General features: G+C 62.4%; 18 protein-coding genes. All 18 read left to right on the forward strand.

What is annotated here, in order from left to right; translation table 11 throughout:
• Positions 1-22: 22 nt before the first annotated feature.
• The 18 genes from SIN04_RS06650 to SIN04_RS06735 all read left to right on the forward strand — a co-directional run bounded on the left by SIN04_RS06650 (position 23) and on the right by SIN04_RS06735 (position 15,457).
• Entirely contained in the window at positions 23-637 is a 615-nt protein-coding gene (locus SIN04_RS06650) for a MarR family transcriptional regulator (RefSeq protein ID WP_134487582.1), read from the forward strand.
• Complete coding sequence (locus SIN04_RS06655; RefSeq protein ID WP_244605700.1) at positions 634-2,640, forward strand: phage terminase large subunit family protein; 2,007 nt, start codon at positions 634-636, stop codon at positions 2,638-2,640. The genes SIN04_RS06650 and SIN04_RS06655 overlap by 4 nt, the downstream gene beginning before the upstream one ends.
• A gap of 7 nt (positions 2,641-2,647) precedes the next feature.
• On the forward strand, positions 2,648-2,770 hold the full coding sequence (locus SIN04_RS06660) for a hypothetical protein (protein WP_341264309.1): 123 nt from the start codon (positions 2,648-2,650) through the stop codon (positions 2,768-2,770).
• Entirely contained in the window at positions 2,767-2,976 is a 210-nt protein-coding gene (gene gpW, locus SIN04_RS06665; RefSeq protein ID WP_134487584.1) for a gpW family head-tail joining protein, read from the forward strand. Before SIN04_RS06660 ends, gpW begins: the two co-directional genes overlap by 4 nt.
• Positions 2,973-4,700 carry a phage portal protein gene (locus SIN04_RS06670; RefSeq protein ID WP_134487586.1) on the forward strand — a complete coding sequence of 576 codons (1,728 nt, stop codon included), beginning with the start codon at positions 2,973-2,975 and terminating at the stop codon, positions 4,698-4,700. The genes gpW and SIN04_RS06670 overlap by 4 nt, the downstream gene beginning before the upstream one ends.
• A complete protein-coding gene (locus SIN04_RS06675; protein WP_134487588.1) occupies positions 4,697-5,989 on the forward strand; it encodes a S49 family peptidase in 1,293 nt (430 codons plus the stop codon). Before SIN04_RS06670 ends, SIN04_RS06675 begins: the two co-directional genes overlap by 4 nt.
• A 20-nt stretch (positions 5,990-6,009) precedes the next feature.
• Complete coding sequence (locus SIN04_RS06680; protein ID WP_134487590.1) at positions 6,010-6,675, forward strand: head decoration protein; 666 nt, start codon at positions 6,010-6,012, stop codon at positions 6,673-6,675.
• Positions 6,676-6,842: 167 nt separating this feature from the next.
• Positions 6,843-7,871, forward strand: coding sequence for a major capsid protein (locus SIN04_RS06685; protein ID WP_341264310.1), 1,029 nt, complete (start codon positions 6,843-6,845; stop codon positions 7,869-7,871).
• A 5-nt stretch (positions 7,872-7,876) separates the two neighbouring features.
• Positions 7,877-8,278: a hypothetical protein gene (locus tag SIN04_RS06690; RefSeq protein WP_134487593.1), complete on the forward strand. Its 402-nt coding sequence runs from the start codon at positions 7,877-7,879 to the stop codon at positions 8,276-8,278.
• Positions 8,279-8,281: 3 nt separating this feature from the next.
• Entirely contained in the window at positions 8,282-9,133 is an 852-nt protein-coding gene (locus SIN04_RS06695) for a hypothetical protein (RefSeq protein WP_134487595.1), read from the forward strand.
• Between the two features lie 23 nt (positions 9,134-9,156).
• The gene (locus SIN04_RS06700; protein ID WP_134487597.1) at positions 9,157-9,366 is read left to right on the forward strand and encodes a hypothetical protein; all 210 of its coding nucleotides are present in this window, start codon (positions 9,157-9,159) and stop codon (positions 9,364-9,366) included.
• Positions 9,367-9,424: 58 nt separating this feature from the next.
• Complete coding sequence (locus SIN04_RS06705) at positions 9,425-10,939, forward strand: phage tail sheath subtilisin-like domain-containing protein (protein WP_134487599.1); 1,515 nt, start codon at positions 9,425-9,427, stop codon at positions 10,937-10,939.
• A gap of 64 nt (positions 10,940-11,003) precedes the next feature.
• Complete coding sequence (locus SIN04_RS06710) at positions 11,004-11,246, forward strand: hypothetical protein (protein WP_134487602.1); 243 nt, start codon at positions 11,004-11,006, stop codon at positions 11,244-11,246.
• Between the two features lie 39 nt (positions 11,247-11,285).
• On the forward strand, positions 11,286-11,669 hold the full coding sequence (locus tag SIN04_RS06715) for a hypothetical protein (protein WP_134487605.1): 384 nt from the start codon (positions 11,286-11,288) through the stop codon (positions 11,667-11,669).
• Position 11,670: 1 nt separating this feature from the next.
• Positions 11,671-11,982 (forward strand): hypothetical protein, encoded by a 312-nt coding sequence (locus tag SIN04_RS06720; protein ID WP_134487608.1) that lies wholly within the window; start codon positions 11,671-11,673, stop codon positions 11,980-11,982.
• A gap of 129 nt (positions 11,983-12,111) precedes the next feature.
• Complete coding sequence (locus SIN04_RS06725; protein ID WP_341264311.1) at positions 12,112-14,226, forward strand: hypothetical protein; 2,115 nt, start codon at positions 12,112-12,114, stop codon at positions 14,224-14,226.
• Between the two features lie 257 nt (positions 14,227-14,483).
• Complete coding sequence (locus SIN04_RS06730; protein ID WP_134487614.1) at positions 14,484-15,248, forward strand: hypothetical protein; 765 nt, start codon at positions 14,484-14,486, stop codon at positions 15,246-15,248.
• Positions 15,248-15,457 carry a hypothetical protein gene (locus tag SIN04_RS06735; RefSeq protein WP_134487616.1) on the forward strand — a complete coding sequence of 70 codons (210 nt, stop codon included), beginning with the start codon at positions 15,248-15,250 and terminating at the stop codon, positions 15,455-15,457. The genes SIN04_RS06730 and SIN04_RS06735 overlap by 1 nt, the downstream gene beginning before the upstream one ends.
• The last annotated feature ends 73 nt before the right edge of the window (positions 15,458-15,530 follow it).

Raw genomic sequence — 15,530 nt, forward strand, 5'->3', positions numbered from 1 at the left:
TTTAGGGTCAACGGGGTCAACATTGACATCAACAGCCGTCAACGCCGACGCTGGCGATGGCCTGTGGATCTCTGTGTCGGATCTCGCTCGCCAAAAGGGCGTCGACAAGGCCGCAGTTTCGCGCCGCATCTCGCGCCTCGAATCACTTGGCTCTCTTGAAACACGCACCGGCGCCCGCGGGACTAAACTCGTCAACATCGCGGCCTATGATCGCGCCGTTGGCGAAACCGGCGACGCTATCCGCACGATGAACGGCGCCGGCGCGACGCAGCAACCTCCGCCATCCAGCAATGGTTCAGACCCGATTCTCGCCCGCGAGCAAGCGCGACGCACAGCCTACCAGGCGGACATCGCCAAGCTCGACCTCGATGAGCGTCTGAAAAAGCTGCTGCCCGTCGACGACATCGCCGCCGCGATCGGAATTTGCGCCGAGCGCATCGTGCGTGTCCTCGATCAGCTCCCGAGCCGCGCCGATGAGCTCGCATCGGCTGTCGGCAAAGATGGAGCCCCGGGCGCCCGCGCGGTCCTCAAGATTGTCGCCCGCGATCTCCGCTCCGCTATCGAGCGCGAACTGCGCAAGCTCGCGGAGACCGGCGTCAATGCGCCGGCGCCAGACGAAGAGGCCGACGCGGCGTGACGCTCCAATTCAAGCGTTCAGCCCTCGAGGTCGTGGCCAACGCATTCGCCGATGTCCTGTTGCCGCCCGTTCCCATGCCGCCCTCGCAATGGGCGACAGAAAACCTCGTTGTTCCAGACGGCCCGCAGGCAGGGGCGGCATGGGATCTGGCGTTGACTCCCTACATCAAAGAGCCTCTCGACCTGCTCGGGCCTGATTCCGGCGTCAACCAGCTCGCCGCAATGAAGTCCGCACAGACCGGCTTCACCACGCTGCTCATCGCCGCCATCGGCCATTCGATCGATCGCGATCCATGCCGCATGATGATCGTGCAGCCGACCGACGCCGCTCTGTCCGACTTCAACCGCGACAAGCTGCAGCCGGCCATCGAATCGACCAAGGCTTTGAAGCGCAAGGTCGCGCCGCAGACCTCCCGCTCATCGGAAGGCTCGACGACCTATTCGAAGAAATATCCCGGCGGCTCGCTGACGCTGGCCATCGCCACTTCGGCGGCGGACCTTCGCTCGAAGACGATCAAGAAATTGCTGCGCGACGAGATCGACCAGTATCCGGACGATCTCGACGGGCAGGGCGATCCGATCGAGATCTCGGACGGCCGCCTGATGTCGTTCCTTTCGTCCGGCGACTGGAAGAAGGTCGACATCTCGACGCCGACGATCAAGGGCGCTTCAAAGATCGAGGCGCGCTACGCTGCCGGCGACCAGCGCCGTTGGCACGTGCCATGTTCGCATTGCGATGAGGAGTTCGTGTTAGAGTTCGGCGCGAACTTCCGCTTCGAGCAGACCTTCCCTCACCGGGCGCACTACGTTTCGCCGTGCTGTGGCTCCATCATCGAGGCGCACGAAAAGAATGCGCTCGTGCGGAGGGGCCGCTGGGTCGCCACCAATCCGCGACCCGGCGCGTTCCCATCCTACCACTTCGACACGTTTTCGAGCCCATTTGTGCCCTGGGATGAGATCGCCAAGGCGCATATCTCGGCCGGAGACGACCCACAGAAGCTCAAGACGTTCTGGAATCTCTGGCTCGGGCTGCCTTACGAGATCAAAGGCGATGCGCCGGACCATAAACGTCTCCTGGAGCGTCGTGAGGAAGGCATAACCCGTGGCCACGTGCCGTCGCGCGGCCTCATGCTGGTCGGCGCGGCTGACGTCCAGATGCGCGGCATTTGGGTCGAGATCACGGCTTTCGCGCCGAACCGTGAAAGTTGGGTTGTCGACGCGTTCTATATCGACGGCGGGACGGAGAGCTTTGACGCCGGCGCATTCGAGAGACTGGCGGCGCAGACTATCGACCGGGAGTTTCCCGACGCATTTGGCCGCAAACGGCGTCTCGACGCTTTCGCGATCGATTCGGGCTATCGAAGCCATGTCGTCTATGCCTGGGTGCGCAAGAACCAGCGTCTGCACGACATCACCGGCCGCGATACCGTTCTCGCCGTCGACGGCCGCGACGGTTGGGGCAAGCCGCCGATCGGCACGCCGAGCCTCGTCGACATCGATTTAGCGGGCCACAAGGTCAAAAAAGGCTGCCAGCTCTGGCCGGTCGGCACATGGCCGCTGAAAGGCGCGTTTTACGCCGATTTGCGCAAGGAAGGGCTGCGGTCCGGCGGCACAAGCGATCCGGGAGGCTATTGCCACTTCGGAAGCTGGCTGGATGAGACCTATTTCCGGCAGATCACGGCGGAATATCTCGCTGACGACGTCATTCGCGGAAAAATTCGCAAGTTCTGGAAGCTCAAAGCCTCCGAGCGCGACAATCACTTGCTAGATTGCCGCATCTACAACCTCGCCACGGCCGAATATCTCGGCCTTTCGTCGCTGACGGACGATGAATGGGCGCAAATCGCGCGCATTCGCGGCCTCCCAGACGATGCGTGGCGGCCGAATCTGTTTACGCAGCTATCCGCGCCCCCGGAAAGGCCTCTGCCGCAGCCAGCGCCCGTCGCTGAGGCTCCAAAAGACGATATTTTCGCGAAATTCGCCTCGTTGAACGCGCGGAACTGAGGAATCGATGATGCACTTTCATCTGCTGCAATTCATCGTCGCGGCGTGGATCGCCGTTGGTTGCTTCTATCGCCTCGGGCCATCGCTCACGATCGCTATTTTTCTCATCTGGGGCGGTTTTTTCGCATGACCCTGCAGGAAATGCTCGCCGATGCGCAGCAAAAGCTCCATCTCCTGCAAACCGGGCGCCTGGCTGTCGAGATCATCGCGGACGGCTATGTGGTCAAATACAACCGCGCGCAGATCCCGCAGCTGATGGCCTATATCTCGAACCTTCAGGCCCAGATCGCCGGTGCGCCGATGATCGGCGCCATCAACACGATCTGGTCGCGTTGAGCGAAGCTCCGGGCCTCCTCGACAAGAACGGCCGCCCGATTTCCTCGGCCGAGATTGACGTGATCCGCGCCCAGGCGATTGGCGGAAACGGCTCTATTGGCGTCGTGCCAATGGGTGGCTCCGGCTACATCAACCAAGCCTATCACGCCGGCGGCATCGATTCTCAGGACACCGCCAACTGGTGGCCAACGCGGTCCTCGGCTGACGGCACGATCCTGCCCGCCAGGGATCTGACGCTCGCCCGTGTCCGCGACGTCATCCGCAACGATCCGATCGCCAGCGCCGCGGTCGACCGTCTCGTCGATCTTGTTGTGGGGCCCGGCCTGCGTCTTTCAGCGAAGCCGGACGGCCTGGCGCTTGGCATCAAGGATCCGAAGGTGCTGCGCGATTTCGCGCGCTCGATCCAGTCCGAATGGCGTCTCTTCGCGGAAGATCCGCGTTATCTCTGCGATGCGCAGCGGCGTGTCTCGATGAATGGCCTGTTCCGGCTTCTGGCGCGCACATGGATCGTCGCCGGCGAGACGACGGCCGTGATGAGCTGGCGCGACGCGCCGGGACAGCGCTATTCGACTTGCGTGCTGCCGGTCGATCCGGACCGGCTGTCGAACCCAAACGGCGTCTATGAGCAGCTGACCTTGCGCGGCGGCGTCGAGATGGACCTTTTCGGCGCTCCGATCGCCTATCACGTCCGCAACGCCCATATCGGCGATTGGTGGGCCTCGGAGCTCGCATGGACATGGACGCGCGTCCCGCGCGAGACGTCTTGGGGCCGTCCGGTCTTCATTCATGGCTTCGAGCCGGATCGCGAGGGCCAGACACGCGCGATCTCGCCGTTTGCCTCGCTGATCCAGCGGTTGCGGATGATCGGCAAGCACGCCGACTCGGAACTCGCCAGCGCCGCCGTCAACGCGCTGTTCACGGCCTTCGTCGAGACAGATCTGCCGACGAGCGAGGTGCAGCAGCGCATGGCGCCGTCGGTCTCGGATTATGCCGACAAGATGGTCTGCTACTACTCGCAGAACCCGGCCATCGTCGGCGGCCAGCGCATCCCGGTGATGCTGCCAGGGACAAAGGTCACGATGAACTCGACGCCGCGTCAGACGGCGAGCTTTGATGGTTTCCAGACAGCCTTTTTGCGGTCCATCGCCGCCGCGCTCGGCATTTCTTACGAGCAGCTCAGCATGGATTGGTCCAAGACCAATTATTCCTCCGCCCGCGCGGCGCTGAATGAGGTCTGGCGGGCGGTCAAGCGCATGTCGTCGGTCTTCGTCGAGCAGGTGGTGACGCCGATCTATTACGCCTTCCTCGAGGAGGCGTTCGACAAGGGCTATCTCAAGCTGCCGAAGGGCGCGAAGCTTGTTGGTCACAACGGTGGACCACCGCTCGATGATCTCGATGCCTTCCTCGCCATGCCAGGCGCCTTCACGCGGGCCAGATGGATCGGGCCCGGGCGCGGCTATGTCGATCCGGTGAAGGAAGCCGAAGGCGCAACGCTCCGCATGGAAGGCATGTTTTCGACGCTCGAGAAAGAGTGCGCCGAGCAGGGCGATGATTACGAGGACACGCTCGACCAGATCGCCAATGAGGAAGACGACCTCAAGGAGCGCGGCCTGACGCGCATGTCGCTCGTCGCCGCTGTGCAGAGCACGAATGGCCCGAAGCCGGATTCGGAAGAGGCTGAAGGTCCCGCCGGGCCTGGCGGAACAGCGGAGCCAAACAAGTGACAGAACTCGCCCGCGTCGCCGGACTGCTCTTCAACCGTCCGCTGCTGCTGATGCCCGAGACCGCCATCGCCATCGCCTCCAACCTCGCCGATCGCTTCGGCGTGGATCCGATGCAGCCGCCGGCTGAGGCCAGCGCCTTTCGAGGGCGTCCCGTTACCGGAACGCTCGACGATGGCTCGAAGGCCAATCTCTATCGCATGCAGGATGGCGTCGCCATCATCCCGGTGATGGGCGAGCTCGTCAATCGAGGGTCATGGATCGGCGCTTCGAGTGGCCTTACGAGCTATGAAGGCCTCGCCGAGCAGCTGCGCAAGGCATCCGCCGATCCCAACGTGCGCGGCATTCTGCTCGACGTCGATTCGCCCGGAGGCGAAGCGGCTGGAGCGATGGAGACGGGCGCGATCGTGCGTCAGACGGCGGCGCAAAAGCCTGTCGTCGCTTACGTCAGCGGGCTCGCCGCATCCGCCGGATATGCGATCTCCGCCGGCGCGAACCATATCGTCACGGCGCCATCCGCCAATCTCGGATCGATTGGCGTCGTCCGGCTGCACGTCGATCGCTCTGAAGCAATCGCCCGCGCAGGCCTCAAGCCGACGCTGATCACGGCCGGAGCCTACAAGGGTGATCATTCGAGCTTCACGCCGCTCGAACCTGAGGCCCGCGCGCGCATCCAGGCTGGCGTCGATGATCTTTATGACCTGTTCGTCTCGCATGTCGCCTCCAGCCGCAAGCTTCCGGAAAAGGCCGTGCGCGCGACCGAGGCTGGAATGTTCATGGGTCAGCGCGCGGTCGACGTGGGCCTTGCGGACAGGGTCGGCGATTTCGACGCCGCCATGGCCTATTTCGACGATTCATCTCCCAAAAACGTCATTCTGAGCGGAGCCAACATGACTGAATCAACGACTGCCAACACCGCCGCTGAACTGGCCGCGGCGACCTCTTCCGCGGCCTCGCAGGCCCGCACGGCCGAACGCGCGCGCGCGCAGGCGATCCTCAATGCGCCGGAAGCGCAAGGCCGCGCCGATCTGGCGAACTATCTCGCCTTCGAGACGGATATGGCGCCCGAAGCGGCGTCCGCGCTTCTCGCCAAGGCTCCCGTCGTCGCGTCCGCCGCCGCTGCTTCCGAACAGACCGCGGCCAGGCCGCGCCTGACCGTGCCCGTCCCTGATGTCAATCCGGATGCGGATGCCGCCGCCGGCGCCGAAGCGGCGGCGGGTTGGGACAAAATCTACGCGGACCTCAATCGGCAAGCCGCCGCATCGAACCGGGCGTTCGTGATTCCAGGCTAAAAACGTAACGGAGAGCTTTTATGACGACCGTCCTGACAGAACACCTCCACGCCGGCGCATTTATCGTCAGCGAGGAAGAGGGACTTTATTCGCGCGATCAGATCACGATTTCGAATCTGACCGCGAAGACCCCCGGCACGGTGCTGGGCAAAAGCGGCGTTCCCGCCGCCGAGACCGCGACCGTCGCGGCCGATACGGGCAATGTCGGTACGGGCGCTCTCGTCATGGACGCCACTGCGCCGATCGCCGCCACGGCCATCGATGGCGTTTACGAGGTCATCCTGCGCGCCACGGGCGCGACCGCGTCCTTCGATGTGATCGATCCGAACGGCATCTTGGTCGACGCGGGTCTGGTCGGAACCACATTCAACAACCAGATCAAGTTCCTGCTGTCGAGCGCCGGCACGATGACGATCGGCGATCGCTGGTTTGTCACCATCAGCCGCCCGGTCGGGACAGGCGATACCTGGGATGCTCTCAACTTCACCGCGGTGAACGGTTTGCAGATCGTCGCTGGCATCCTGTTCGGCGATGTGGATCTTGGCGCCGGCTCGCAGGCCGCCACCGCGATCGTCCGCACGGCGCAGGTTCGCCTGGCCGATCTCACCTGGCCAGCCGGCGCGACCGCGGCGCAGATCGCCGAGGGCGTCAACCAGCTGCGCCGCCTCGGCATCATCGTTCGCTAAATTCCAGATCGGGGCCGGGTGTTCCGTGAGGTGATGGCGGGCGTCTTACGCACGCAACAGAAAGGCCTGATCGGTCCGGCCCATCGCGCTAATGCGCGAGGAACTCAACCCGCAATCAGGCCATCCCGTCAATCTGATCCAAATCCAGTCGAAAGGACTTCGCAGCCATGCTGACGATGGACGTCTTTACGCAAAATGCATTCTCGGCCATCGAAATGACCATGGCTGTTGATCGCGCCGGTTATGTTCCCACCACGCTCCAGAGCATTCCTGGCCTTGTAACGCCGGTCCCGGTTTCGACGGAGCATATCTTCATCGAAGCGCGCGCGAACGCGCCCGCGCTGATCCAGACCTCTCCGCGCGGTTCTGCGCCGTCGCAGAAGAGCGGCGATATCCGCGACGCGCGCCCGTTCAAGACGCGCCGCCTCGCGCGCGCCTCGCTCATCACGGCCTCCGAACTGCAGGGCATCCGCGCCTTCGCCTCGCAGACGGAGCTGAAGACGCTGCAAATCGAAATCGGCCGCCGCACGATGAAGATCAAGCAGGACTTCGCGCTGACCAAGGAGAACTGGCTGCTCGGCATGGTGCAGGGCCTTGTCACCGACGCGGACGGTTCGACAATCTATAATTGGGCGACCGAATTCGGCCAGACCATCCCGGCCGAAGTTGGTTTCGATCTGGCGAACGCGACGCTTCCCGAGGGCTCCATCCGCCTGAAATGCGCCGCGATCCGCCGCACGATGACGAAAAACCTGCAGGGCCTCGGCGGCATGGGTTTTGACATCGTGGCGCTCTGTGGGGATCAATTCTACGATCAGCTGACGAGCAATGCCGAGGTGCTCAACACCTACAAGAATTGGGCCGCGGCAGCGGATCTCCGCAATGACCTCGGCCGCGCGTGGTCGGCGTTCCGTTACGGCGACATTAATTTCGTCAACTATCGCGGGACGGACGACGGCGCCATCGGCATCTCGACCGACAAGGCGAAAATCTTCCCGACCGGCGCGGGCATTTTCCAATGGGCGATGGCCCCTGCGGAAACCTTCGAATTCGTCAATACGCCTGGCCGCGACATGTACAGCTGGGTTGTGATGGATCGTGACCGCAACATGTGGGCGGCCCTAGAATATTATTCCTATCCGCTGCCTGTCTGCGTCCAGCCGCAGGCCCTCGCCAGCGCCCGCGCCGGAGCGTAAGCTTCGTGGCGTCGCTCTTTATGGCGGAAGTCCTCGACATGGCCGCGTCTGTCGGCGAGGTTATGTCGGAGCCTTTCACCTTGCTGCCGCGCATCAAAGGCGCGGACAGGAACGCGCCGGATATTCCTGACCCGGCCCGCGCCCAGGCAACCTTCAACGGCGTGTTTCTCGATCCGCCGATGAAGCCGGCGATCATGCGCGCCTATGATGCGCGCACGGATCAGCGCCCGGGCACGAATGCAAGCGAGCCGCGTATCGACATCATGCCCGACCAGCTTGTGCCTGGATTTACGGTGCAGGCGCCGGATCTGATCGTGTCTCAAAGCTCGGGCAAGACCTGGCGCGTCACGCATGTGACGCCGACGAAGGCCGCGATCCTGCGCTGTTTCGTCAATCTCGTCGGCTAACCCATGTCGCTCGCGCGTCTCGCCCTGCGCCTTGCCGCGATCGAGGCGCTTTGCCCGTCCGCGACTGTCGCGACGGGGCCTTATCCGACCGTCGCCGGCGCGCGCGTCGACGACAGCCGCGTCGATCTCATCGCCGCTGCGGAAAGCCCAGAGGCCATCGCCGCGGCTCTCGCAGCGCTGGAGAACAACCCGCTGCTGGTCGTCTACACGGAAGAACAGCAGACATCGCCGTATGGGGACGTCAGATATCCAGCGGCGGAGGAGGTCGTCACCCTCGTCATCGAGGCCATGATCGCGGGTTCCGGCGTCATGCAGATCGAGCTGCCTGATGGAACCATCCAGTCGATCGGAACGCTCGAAGCGCCGGTGACAGATCGCCAGCATGAGGCGATGCTCGATCTCCTCGAGGCGCAGGTCCGCTATATTCTCACCATCAAAAACCGCGCGCCGACGGCCGTCCTCTATAACAAGGTGGCCATGGAAACGCGGATGATCCATTCGGACCCGCAGCGCGCCGCCGACCGCACGCTGCGGCTCGCTTCACGCACCATCAAGTTTCACGTCAAGGTTAAAGCGGAAGTCTGGCCGGCGCCCGTCGCGGCGTTGCCGGAGCCTCTCGCGAGCGTCGCGGCTGGCCTGGCGCCCGGCTCATCCGGCGCGCTGCTCTGCGCATCTCTTCTTCCGCTCATTCCTGGCGCACCTGCGCTGCCGCCGCCGCTCCAGGGCATCGACATTTACACTCATCTCGACGGCACAGCATCCGCGACCGATCCGGATGGCGTGCACGCCGTCGCCGCCGCGATGGATTTCAGCAGCGGCGGCAACAGCGGCCTCATCGCCGCGCTCGCTGGTTAGACGTCAACTTTTGAGGATTGATCATGTCCCAACGCCATGTCCAGGCGCATCTCGTCCATCCGTCGCACAAGCTGCCTATTCCCGGCACGCAGCGGTTCTTCTCCGCTGATGACGCCGGCGAGACCATCGATCTGTTCGATTCATTCTGGCTGATGCTGCTGCACGATGGTTCGCTCGCGCTCGGCCCGCGCCTTTCTGATGCGCCAGCGGCTCACGACGAGCCGATCGCCTGATTTCACACGTGGATTCTGAGCCCATTCTTTCTTCGCATCATCTTGGGGAGCCTCGCCCGTGACCAATGGCGTCATCTTTCAGTACATTCCAGGCACGGGGCTGGCCGCGCCCGGCCAGTTCTTCGAAGTCAACTCCGGCGGCCAATATCAGCCGACGACCCGCATCGTGCTGCAAGGTCACGCCACCGCGGCCGGATCGCTGGCGCTCGATACGCCGACGCCCGTCGCCTCGCAAAATGACGCCGACGCCTTCGCTGGCCCCGGCTCGATGCTGCGTGAGATGTTCCGCCTCGCCGCGGCGAATGCGCCGGCCCAGCCGATCTGGATTGAGGCTGTCGCCGATCCCGGCACGCCCCCCGCGCAATGGACGCTGACCGTCGCGACGCTTCCGGCGCCCGGACAGGGCGTCATCGAGATCTGCGGCCGCCAGATCCCGATCGCCGTCTCGACCACGGATACAACCGCGACCGTCGCGGCCTCGCTCGGTGCGGCCATCAACGCCTTCTACGACACGCTGACCAACGCCATGCTGCCGCTGACCGCGACGGTCGCGACCAATGTCGTGACGCTCCTGGCGCGTCACGCCGGCGCCATCATGAACGACGTCGATATCTACAATTCGACGGCGCCTTCCAATGTTCTGGGCGCCACGGGGGTTTTGACCGTCGCGCAGCCGGTGCTGGGCACGGGAACGCCGACCCTGTCTTCCGCGCTCGCCGCCCTCGGCGATGATCCAGCCGATTTCGTCGCCTCGCCCTTCTCCGACGCAATCAATCTCGCGGCGGCGAGCATAGCTTTCAATGACACTTCAGGCCGCTGGTCCTGGAGCCGCCAGAGCTATGGTCATTACTGGACCGTTTCGACCAGCGCTTTCTCGGCGCTGACGACGCTCGGTCTCAGCCTCAATGACCGCCATGAGCTCATCATTGGCCGCTTTCCGGGCTCGGTTACGCCGTCCTGGGAATGGGTCGCCGGCCGCACCGCCCTTGAATCGACATGGCTCTCCGACGTCACCACCGGCAACGTCTCGCGCAACCAGACTGGCCGTGTGGTGCAGGGCGTGCGCGGTCCGCGCAGCCGTTCAGGCCTGTGGAACTATTCGGCGCGCAACACGCTTTTGAATTCCGGCATTTCGACCACGACGATCGACACCAGCGGCAATGTCATGATCGACAAGACCGTGACCTGCTACCGCGTCGGCACGTCGGGCCAGCCGGATACGGTGTTTCGCGATATTCAGGCGATCTATCAGGCCGCCGGCGGCATTCAATACATCCGCGCCATGCTGGCCGTCGAGCAGGGCCAGAAATCCTTCGCGGCGAGCAACCCTGGCAATCTGGCGGCGATCTCGACGCCATCCGATATCAAAGGCACTTTCGTTCACGCCTATACGGATCTGGTTGACCGGGGCGTCTTCCAGGATGCCGACACGTTCACCCGCAATCTGATCGTGCAGGCCAATGCGAGCAACCCCGCGCGATGCGACGTTCTGGCGCCGATCGAGCGCGTCAATCCGCTCGATATTCTGGCCGTCAACGCGACTTTCTATCAACAGTATCCGACCGGGTTCTGACCGGTAAAATTAGGGACTTACATATTTAACGACCTCAATTAAGGGAACTCATAGGAGAAATCAGATGCATTACAGGAACGGACGTGAAGCAAGGAACGGCGACAAGATTGTGAGGCTCGAAGGCGGAAAGATAGTTGCCTTCGGCGTTCTGCACAGCGCAGTGCCAGGCTATGACTACTGCAACGGTAATATTGCCGTCATCCAACCGCCCAACGACTACGCCTGCATGTGTGATTGTCTACACATCGACGACGTGGCGGCAGTTCTTGCCGAAGGGGGGATGGATAAACGTCCTGAAGGAAAATAGGGAGTTATCTATATAAATCCCCAAAATTAGGAGCCTTTCATGGCAGACTTCGGCGGCTTTATGCGCTTCACGGTCAACGGCAGTCCGCTGACCTTGCGCGCTAAATTTGAAAGCGAACCGTCCGCGCTCGAGATGGACGGGGGCGCGAATCAGAACGGCTCGATCTATCGCACGATGAAGCCGATGGGCTACATCTTCGAGCCGACCTTCGAGGATACGCCGACAGGCACGGCGACGGCGCTCGACTGGGCCGCGATCATGCTTGGCGGCCCGTACAATATCTCGCTCGTCGAAGAGCAGACCGGCCGGCTGCACACCTGGACCGGCGCGCAATTCGAAGGCAAGCCCCGCGTCGATCACATGACCGGTGAAGTCACCGGCATCAAGGGTCGCGCCACGGCCTACGCCAAGACGAGCAGTTAAGATGAAAATCAAAACAATCGCATTGGCGCAGCCTGTCGAGCTGCACGGCAAGATGATCACGGAGATCGCGATCAAAGAGCCAACCGGCGGCCAATATCTCGATTTTGGGGAGCCTCATATTTACACCCAGTCGAGCGGCGGGTTTTTTGCGGTCGAGGATAAGTCTGTCGTAGCCAATTATCTTGACGCCTGCGTGCAGCACGAAAGTGGCTCGCACGTTTTGCGGCTGCTTTCGCTCGCCGATGCGCGAAAGGTGAAAAAGGAACTTCTGAGTTTTTTTACGGTCGGCGCCCAGGAGACCTCAGAATCATAATCGACGCGCTCGTTTTCGACCTTCAGATGCGGGATGTCGAAGCCATGTCGTTGACGCGCATCGTCTACTGGTTTGACCGCGCGATTCTGCGCAAAAAGAAAGCGAAAGGGTAGGCCGGTGGCGGGTTCGATGATGGAGGCGAAACTTGTCATCAGCGGCGAGGATCGGACCGCGCCGATTTTCGCGGAGATCGAGCGAAAGCTCACGGCAATCAGCGGCGTTTCCGACCAGATCGGCCGCGTTTCTGGAAGCATTGCCCGGGTCGCCCCTGATTTCGATCGCATGTCGAGAAGCGTTTCCAAATTCGGCATGAACGCCGCCAATATGCAGCGCCTCGCCCAATCGGTCTCTTCGGTTGGAACAGCCTTTGGCGGCGTGGCGGGCGACGTCGCCAGAACGTCGACGCAGGTCGGCAGGCTGTCGCGTGCGCTCCATAGTGTCGGCGAAGTCGCTAAATCAGTGGCGCCGCTGGTCGCGGCAGGCGTCGCAGGCGCGGGCGTGAAGGCGCTTGAAGCGGGTGGAGATCTTGCAAGTCAGCAGGCTAAACTCGGGGCCCTCGGCCTTCCGGCTTCCGAAGCGGCGGCGGTTGACGCCGAGACCAAGCGTATTATGGCGAAAAATCCGAATGTCACCCTGGCTGATTCGACAGAAACGTTTCGCGAGTTGCGCGCATCGCTTTCTCATCCCGACGAGGTGTTGCCGAACCTGGAAGGCGCTGTAAAAGCCCGCTCCGCGCTAAAAGCTCTCGGCCTTGATGATCGCCAGTTCGGCGACATGATTAAAGCTGGCGAGTTGCTTGGACAAGCGAACAATCCAAAGGATCTGCAGAGGTTCTTCGACGCATATGTTCGCGCAGTGCAGGTCAACGGAAAACTGTTGAACCCGGAGGATTTGCTCGAAAGCGCAAAGATGTCGAAGACAGCCGGAATGCATTTGAGCCCGCGATACCTGATGACAACCGGAATGTCCTTGCCGGCGGAGCTTGGCGGCATGCAGGCTGGTAGCGCAGTCTATCAGTATGAGAATACAATCAACGGCTCGGCGCTGGCGCATAATCACGCCGCGATCAAGGAATGGATGGACCTTGGATTTCTGACCGATGATGATGTCCTGATGAATAAACAGGGAGACATTAAAGGCCTTAAACCGGGCCATTATATTAAAGGATGGGAAAAGGGCGTCACAGACCCTGATAAATTCCTTTATGAAAATGTCATTCCGGCCCTCGACAAGGCTGGCGTCACCGATCCGTTCAAGCAGGATGCAATTTTCGCGCGGTTGTTTCCTGGTTCACGCGCATCGAACTACGCGGCGCATCTACGCAATCAGCGCAAGGCATTCGAGAACCGCGCCACGCAGTACGAAGAATCGAAGGGCATCGAGGGGACGGGCGATCTGCTTAAATCTGATCCGACCGCCGCCTTGGGCGCGCTCGGTACGTCGCTGCAAAACTTCGGCGCCGTCTTGACGAGCCCAGGCATGAAGGATTCCGCGTCCATCCTTTCATCAATGGCTACGTCGATCAGCGAATGGAGCCAGGCGCTCGACAAGTGGCAGAAAGAGCATCCTGACCTTGCCAAAGGAGCAGCGGCTGGCGTTGGCGTAGGAACCGCCGCCGCGGCTGGCGTGGTGGCTACGTCTCTATACGGCCTTTTGACCGGAAAAGGCGTCCCTGGCGTCGTCGGCGGCGCCGGCAGCCTACTTGGGAAGGGGCTTGTCGCCGGCGCCATCTATGAGGGCGGAAAGGCTGGGATTGATTGGGCGTTCGATAAGCTCCCGCATCCGCAGTACCCTGCTGGATATGACCCGAAGGCGGAAATGAACAGGAGCATTTTCGATCGCGCCTCCGACGCGTGGAATCATCCGCTGTCGGGGCCAGGCTTCAACGGCTCATGGTCCGATGGCCGTTTTCATTCTGCGCCAAGCGGTTATGAGCATGATTTTACGCTCGGCTCTGGGGGTGGCTTTTCGAGCAGCGGAAGGCTGCAGCCGCCGTCCAATCTTGGCTATATGTCGAAATGGGATAGCAGCCATGTCGCGCCGACGCCGCTCGGCAAGGAAGGCCCGGCGATCGCTGAGTTAAAGGGTGCGGCGGATATTTCCCTGACGGTGAAAATCGACGCCTCGCCGGAGCTTTTCAGCGCCATCGAGACGGCGCGCAGCATCAGCGCCAATGGCGCGTTGCGGGCGAATACGGGAACGTCGATGCCGGAAGCCGCGCCCACGGGCGTATCAGGAAATTAGTTATTTCGGGCTGGCCTTTTCGTCCTTGTCTTTAGTGTTCACGTGCTCCGGCGTGCAATGGGTCGTCGGCGGGATACCGCAGACGCTATTGAGGCGCTTCCAACTGAGGCATTGTCTATCTGGGCCTCTGTAGCCCGGGCCTCCTTTGCAGCCGCACTCATCGCAGCTTTGCCCATCTGCGGCGCCGCCGGCGCATATGATCATCCCCGCGATTATCAGGCGCAGCATGCCGTGCTTCCTCCCGGAAAGCCGATCCTATGCTGATTATGCAGACGCGCATCTCTTTTTCGCAACCGTCGCCCGATTCGCTGCTCGGGACGTCGCAATCGTCCGGGGCTGCGCCTCTTTCCCCCGGACAGACCTTGCCGCCGCTCGGCGCGACGCCTCCCGCGTCGCTGAGCGCCGTGACGCCTCGCCCGATCGATCGTGGCGGCACACCCGCGCATCATCGCTATCTGCGGCACTCCCCGCTTCGCGACAATGGCGCGATGACGCCGGTGACCGCATCGCCGGGCGGTTCGACGCCATCGTCGGCAGTCGAGGCCGCAAAATCAATCTCCGGCGCGCATGAGCGGAGCGACAATGCGCTGATCCGCAAATATCTCGCGACCGGCGGCCACGGCATGAACCCGGCCGATACGGCCTGGTGCGCGTCCTTCGTCGGAGCATCGCTCCGCAAGGCTGGCGTCAAAGACGTCCCGGCGAGCCGGGGCGGCAATGTCGCGACGTCTTATGAGAGATGGGGCGTGCCGGTTGATCCCGCCAAAGGCGTCTCCGCCGGCGACGTGCTGGTCGAGACGCGCGGGCTCGGTCCCGGCCGGACCGGAGGCCATGTCGGATTGTTGACAGGTCGCGTCAAGGACGGCCGCGTCGAGATGATCTCCGGCAACTACGGCAACCGCGTCAAAACATCATGGGAGAAGCCCGGCGGACGCAACATGATCCGCCGCGCGGGGGACGCTGAATTGCCGCGCGCATCCGAGATGGCGAAGGCGCGCGAGAGTTTGAAGAAGCCGGAATAATGGTGCGATATATCAAGACCCCGATCGACCGCTTCAATCTGATGATCATGCATTGGCTATCGTTCGATTTATCGGCGCGGATCACCGAAAGTCTTACCGGCGACGAGATCGCCATCCTTATTGATGAGCGCGCGACACGAATCGTCGGCAAGGTCCGGTCGACCGGCTATCTCCTCGACCAGATCGCCGAGATCGATAATAGCCCTTGACTTGCGGCAGTTGTTTGGCGCATCCTGTGCAGGCTTTAAAAGGCTAGAAACCCGACGCTTCCCGCGCCGGGTT

Origin of the sequence: Methylocella tundrae, from assembly GCF_038024855.1 — a bacterium.
Lineage (GTDB): Bacteria > Pseudomonadota > Alphaproteobacteria > Rhizobiales > Beijerinckiaceae > Methylocapsa > Methylocapsa tundrae.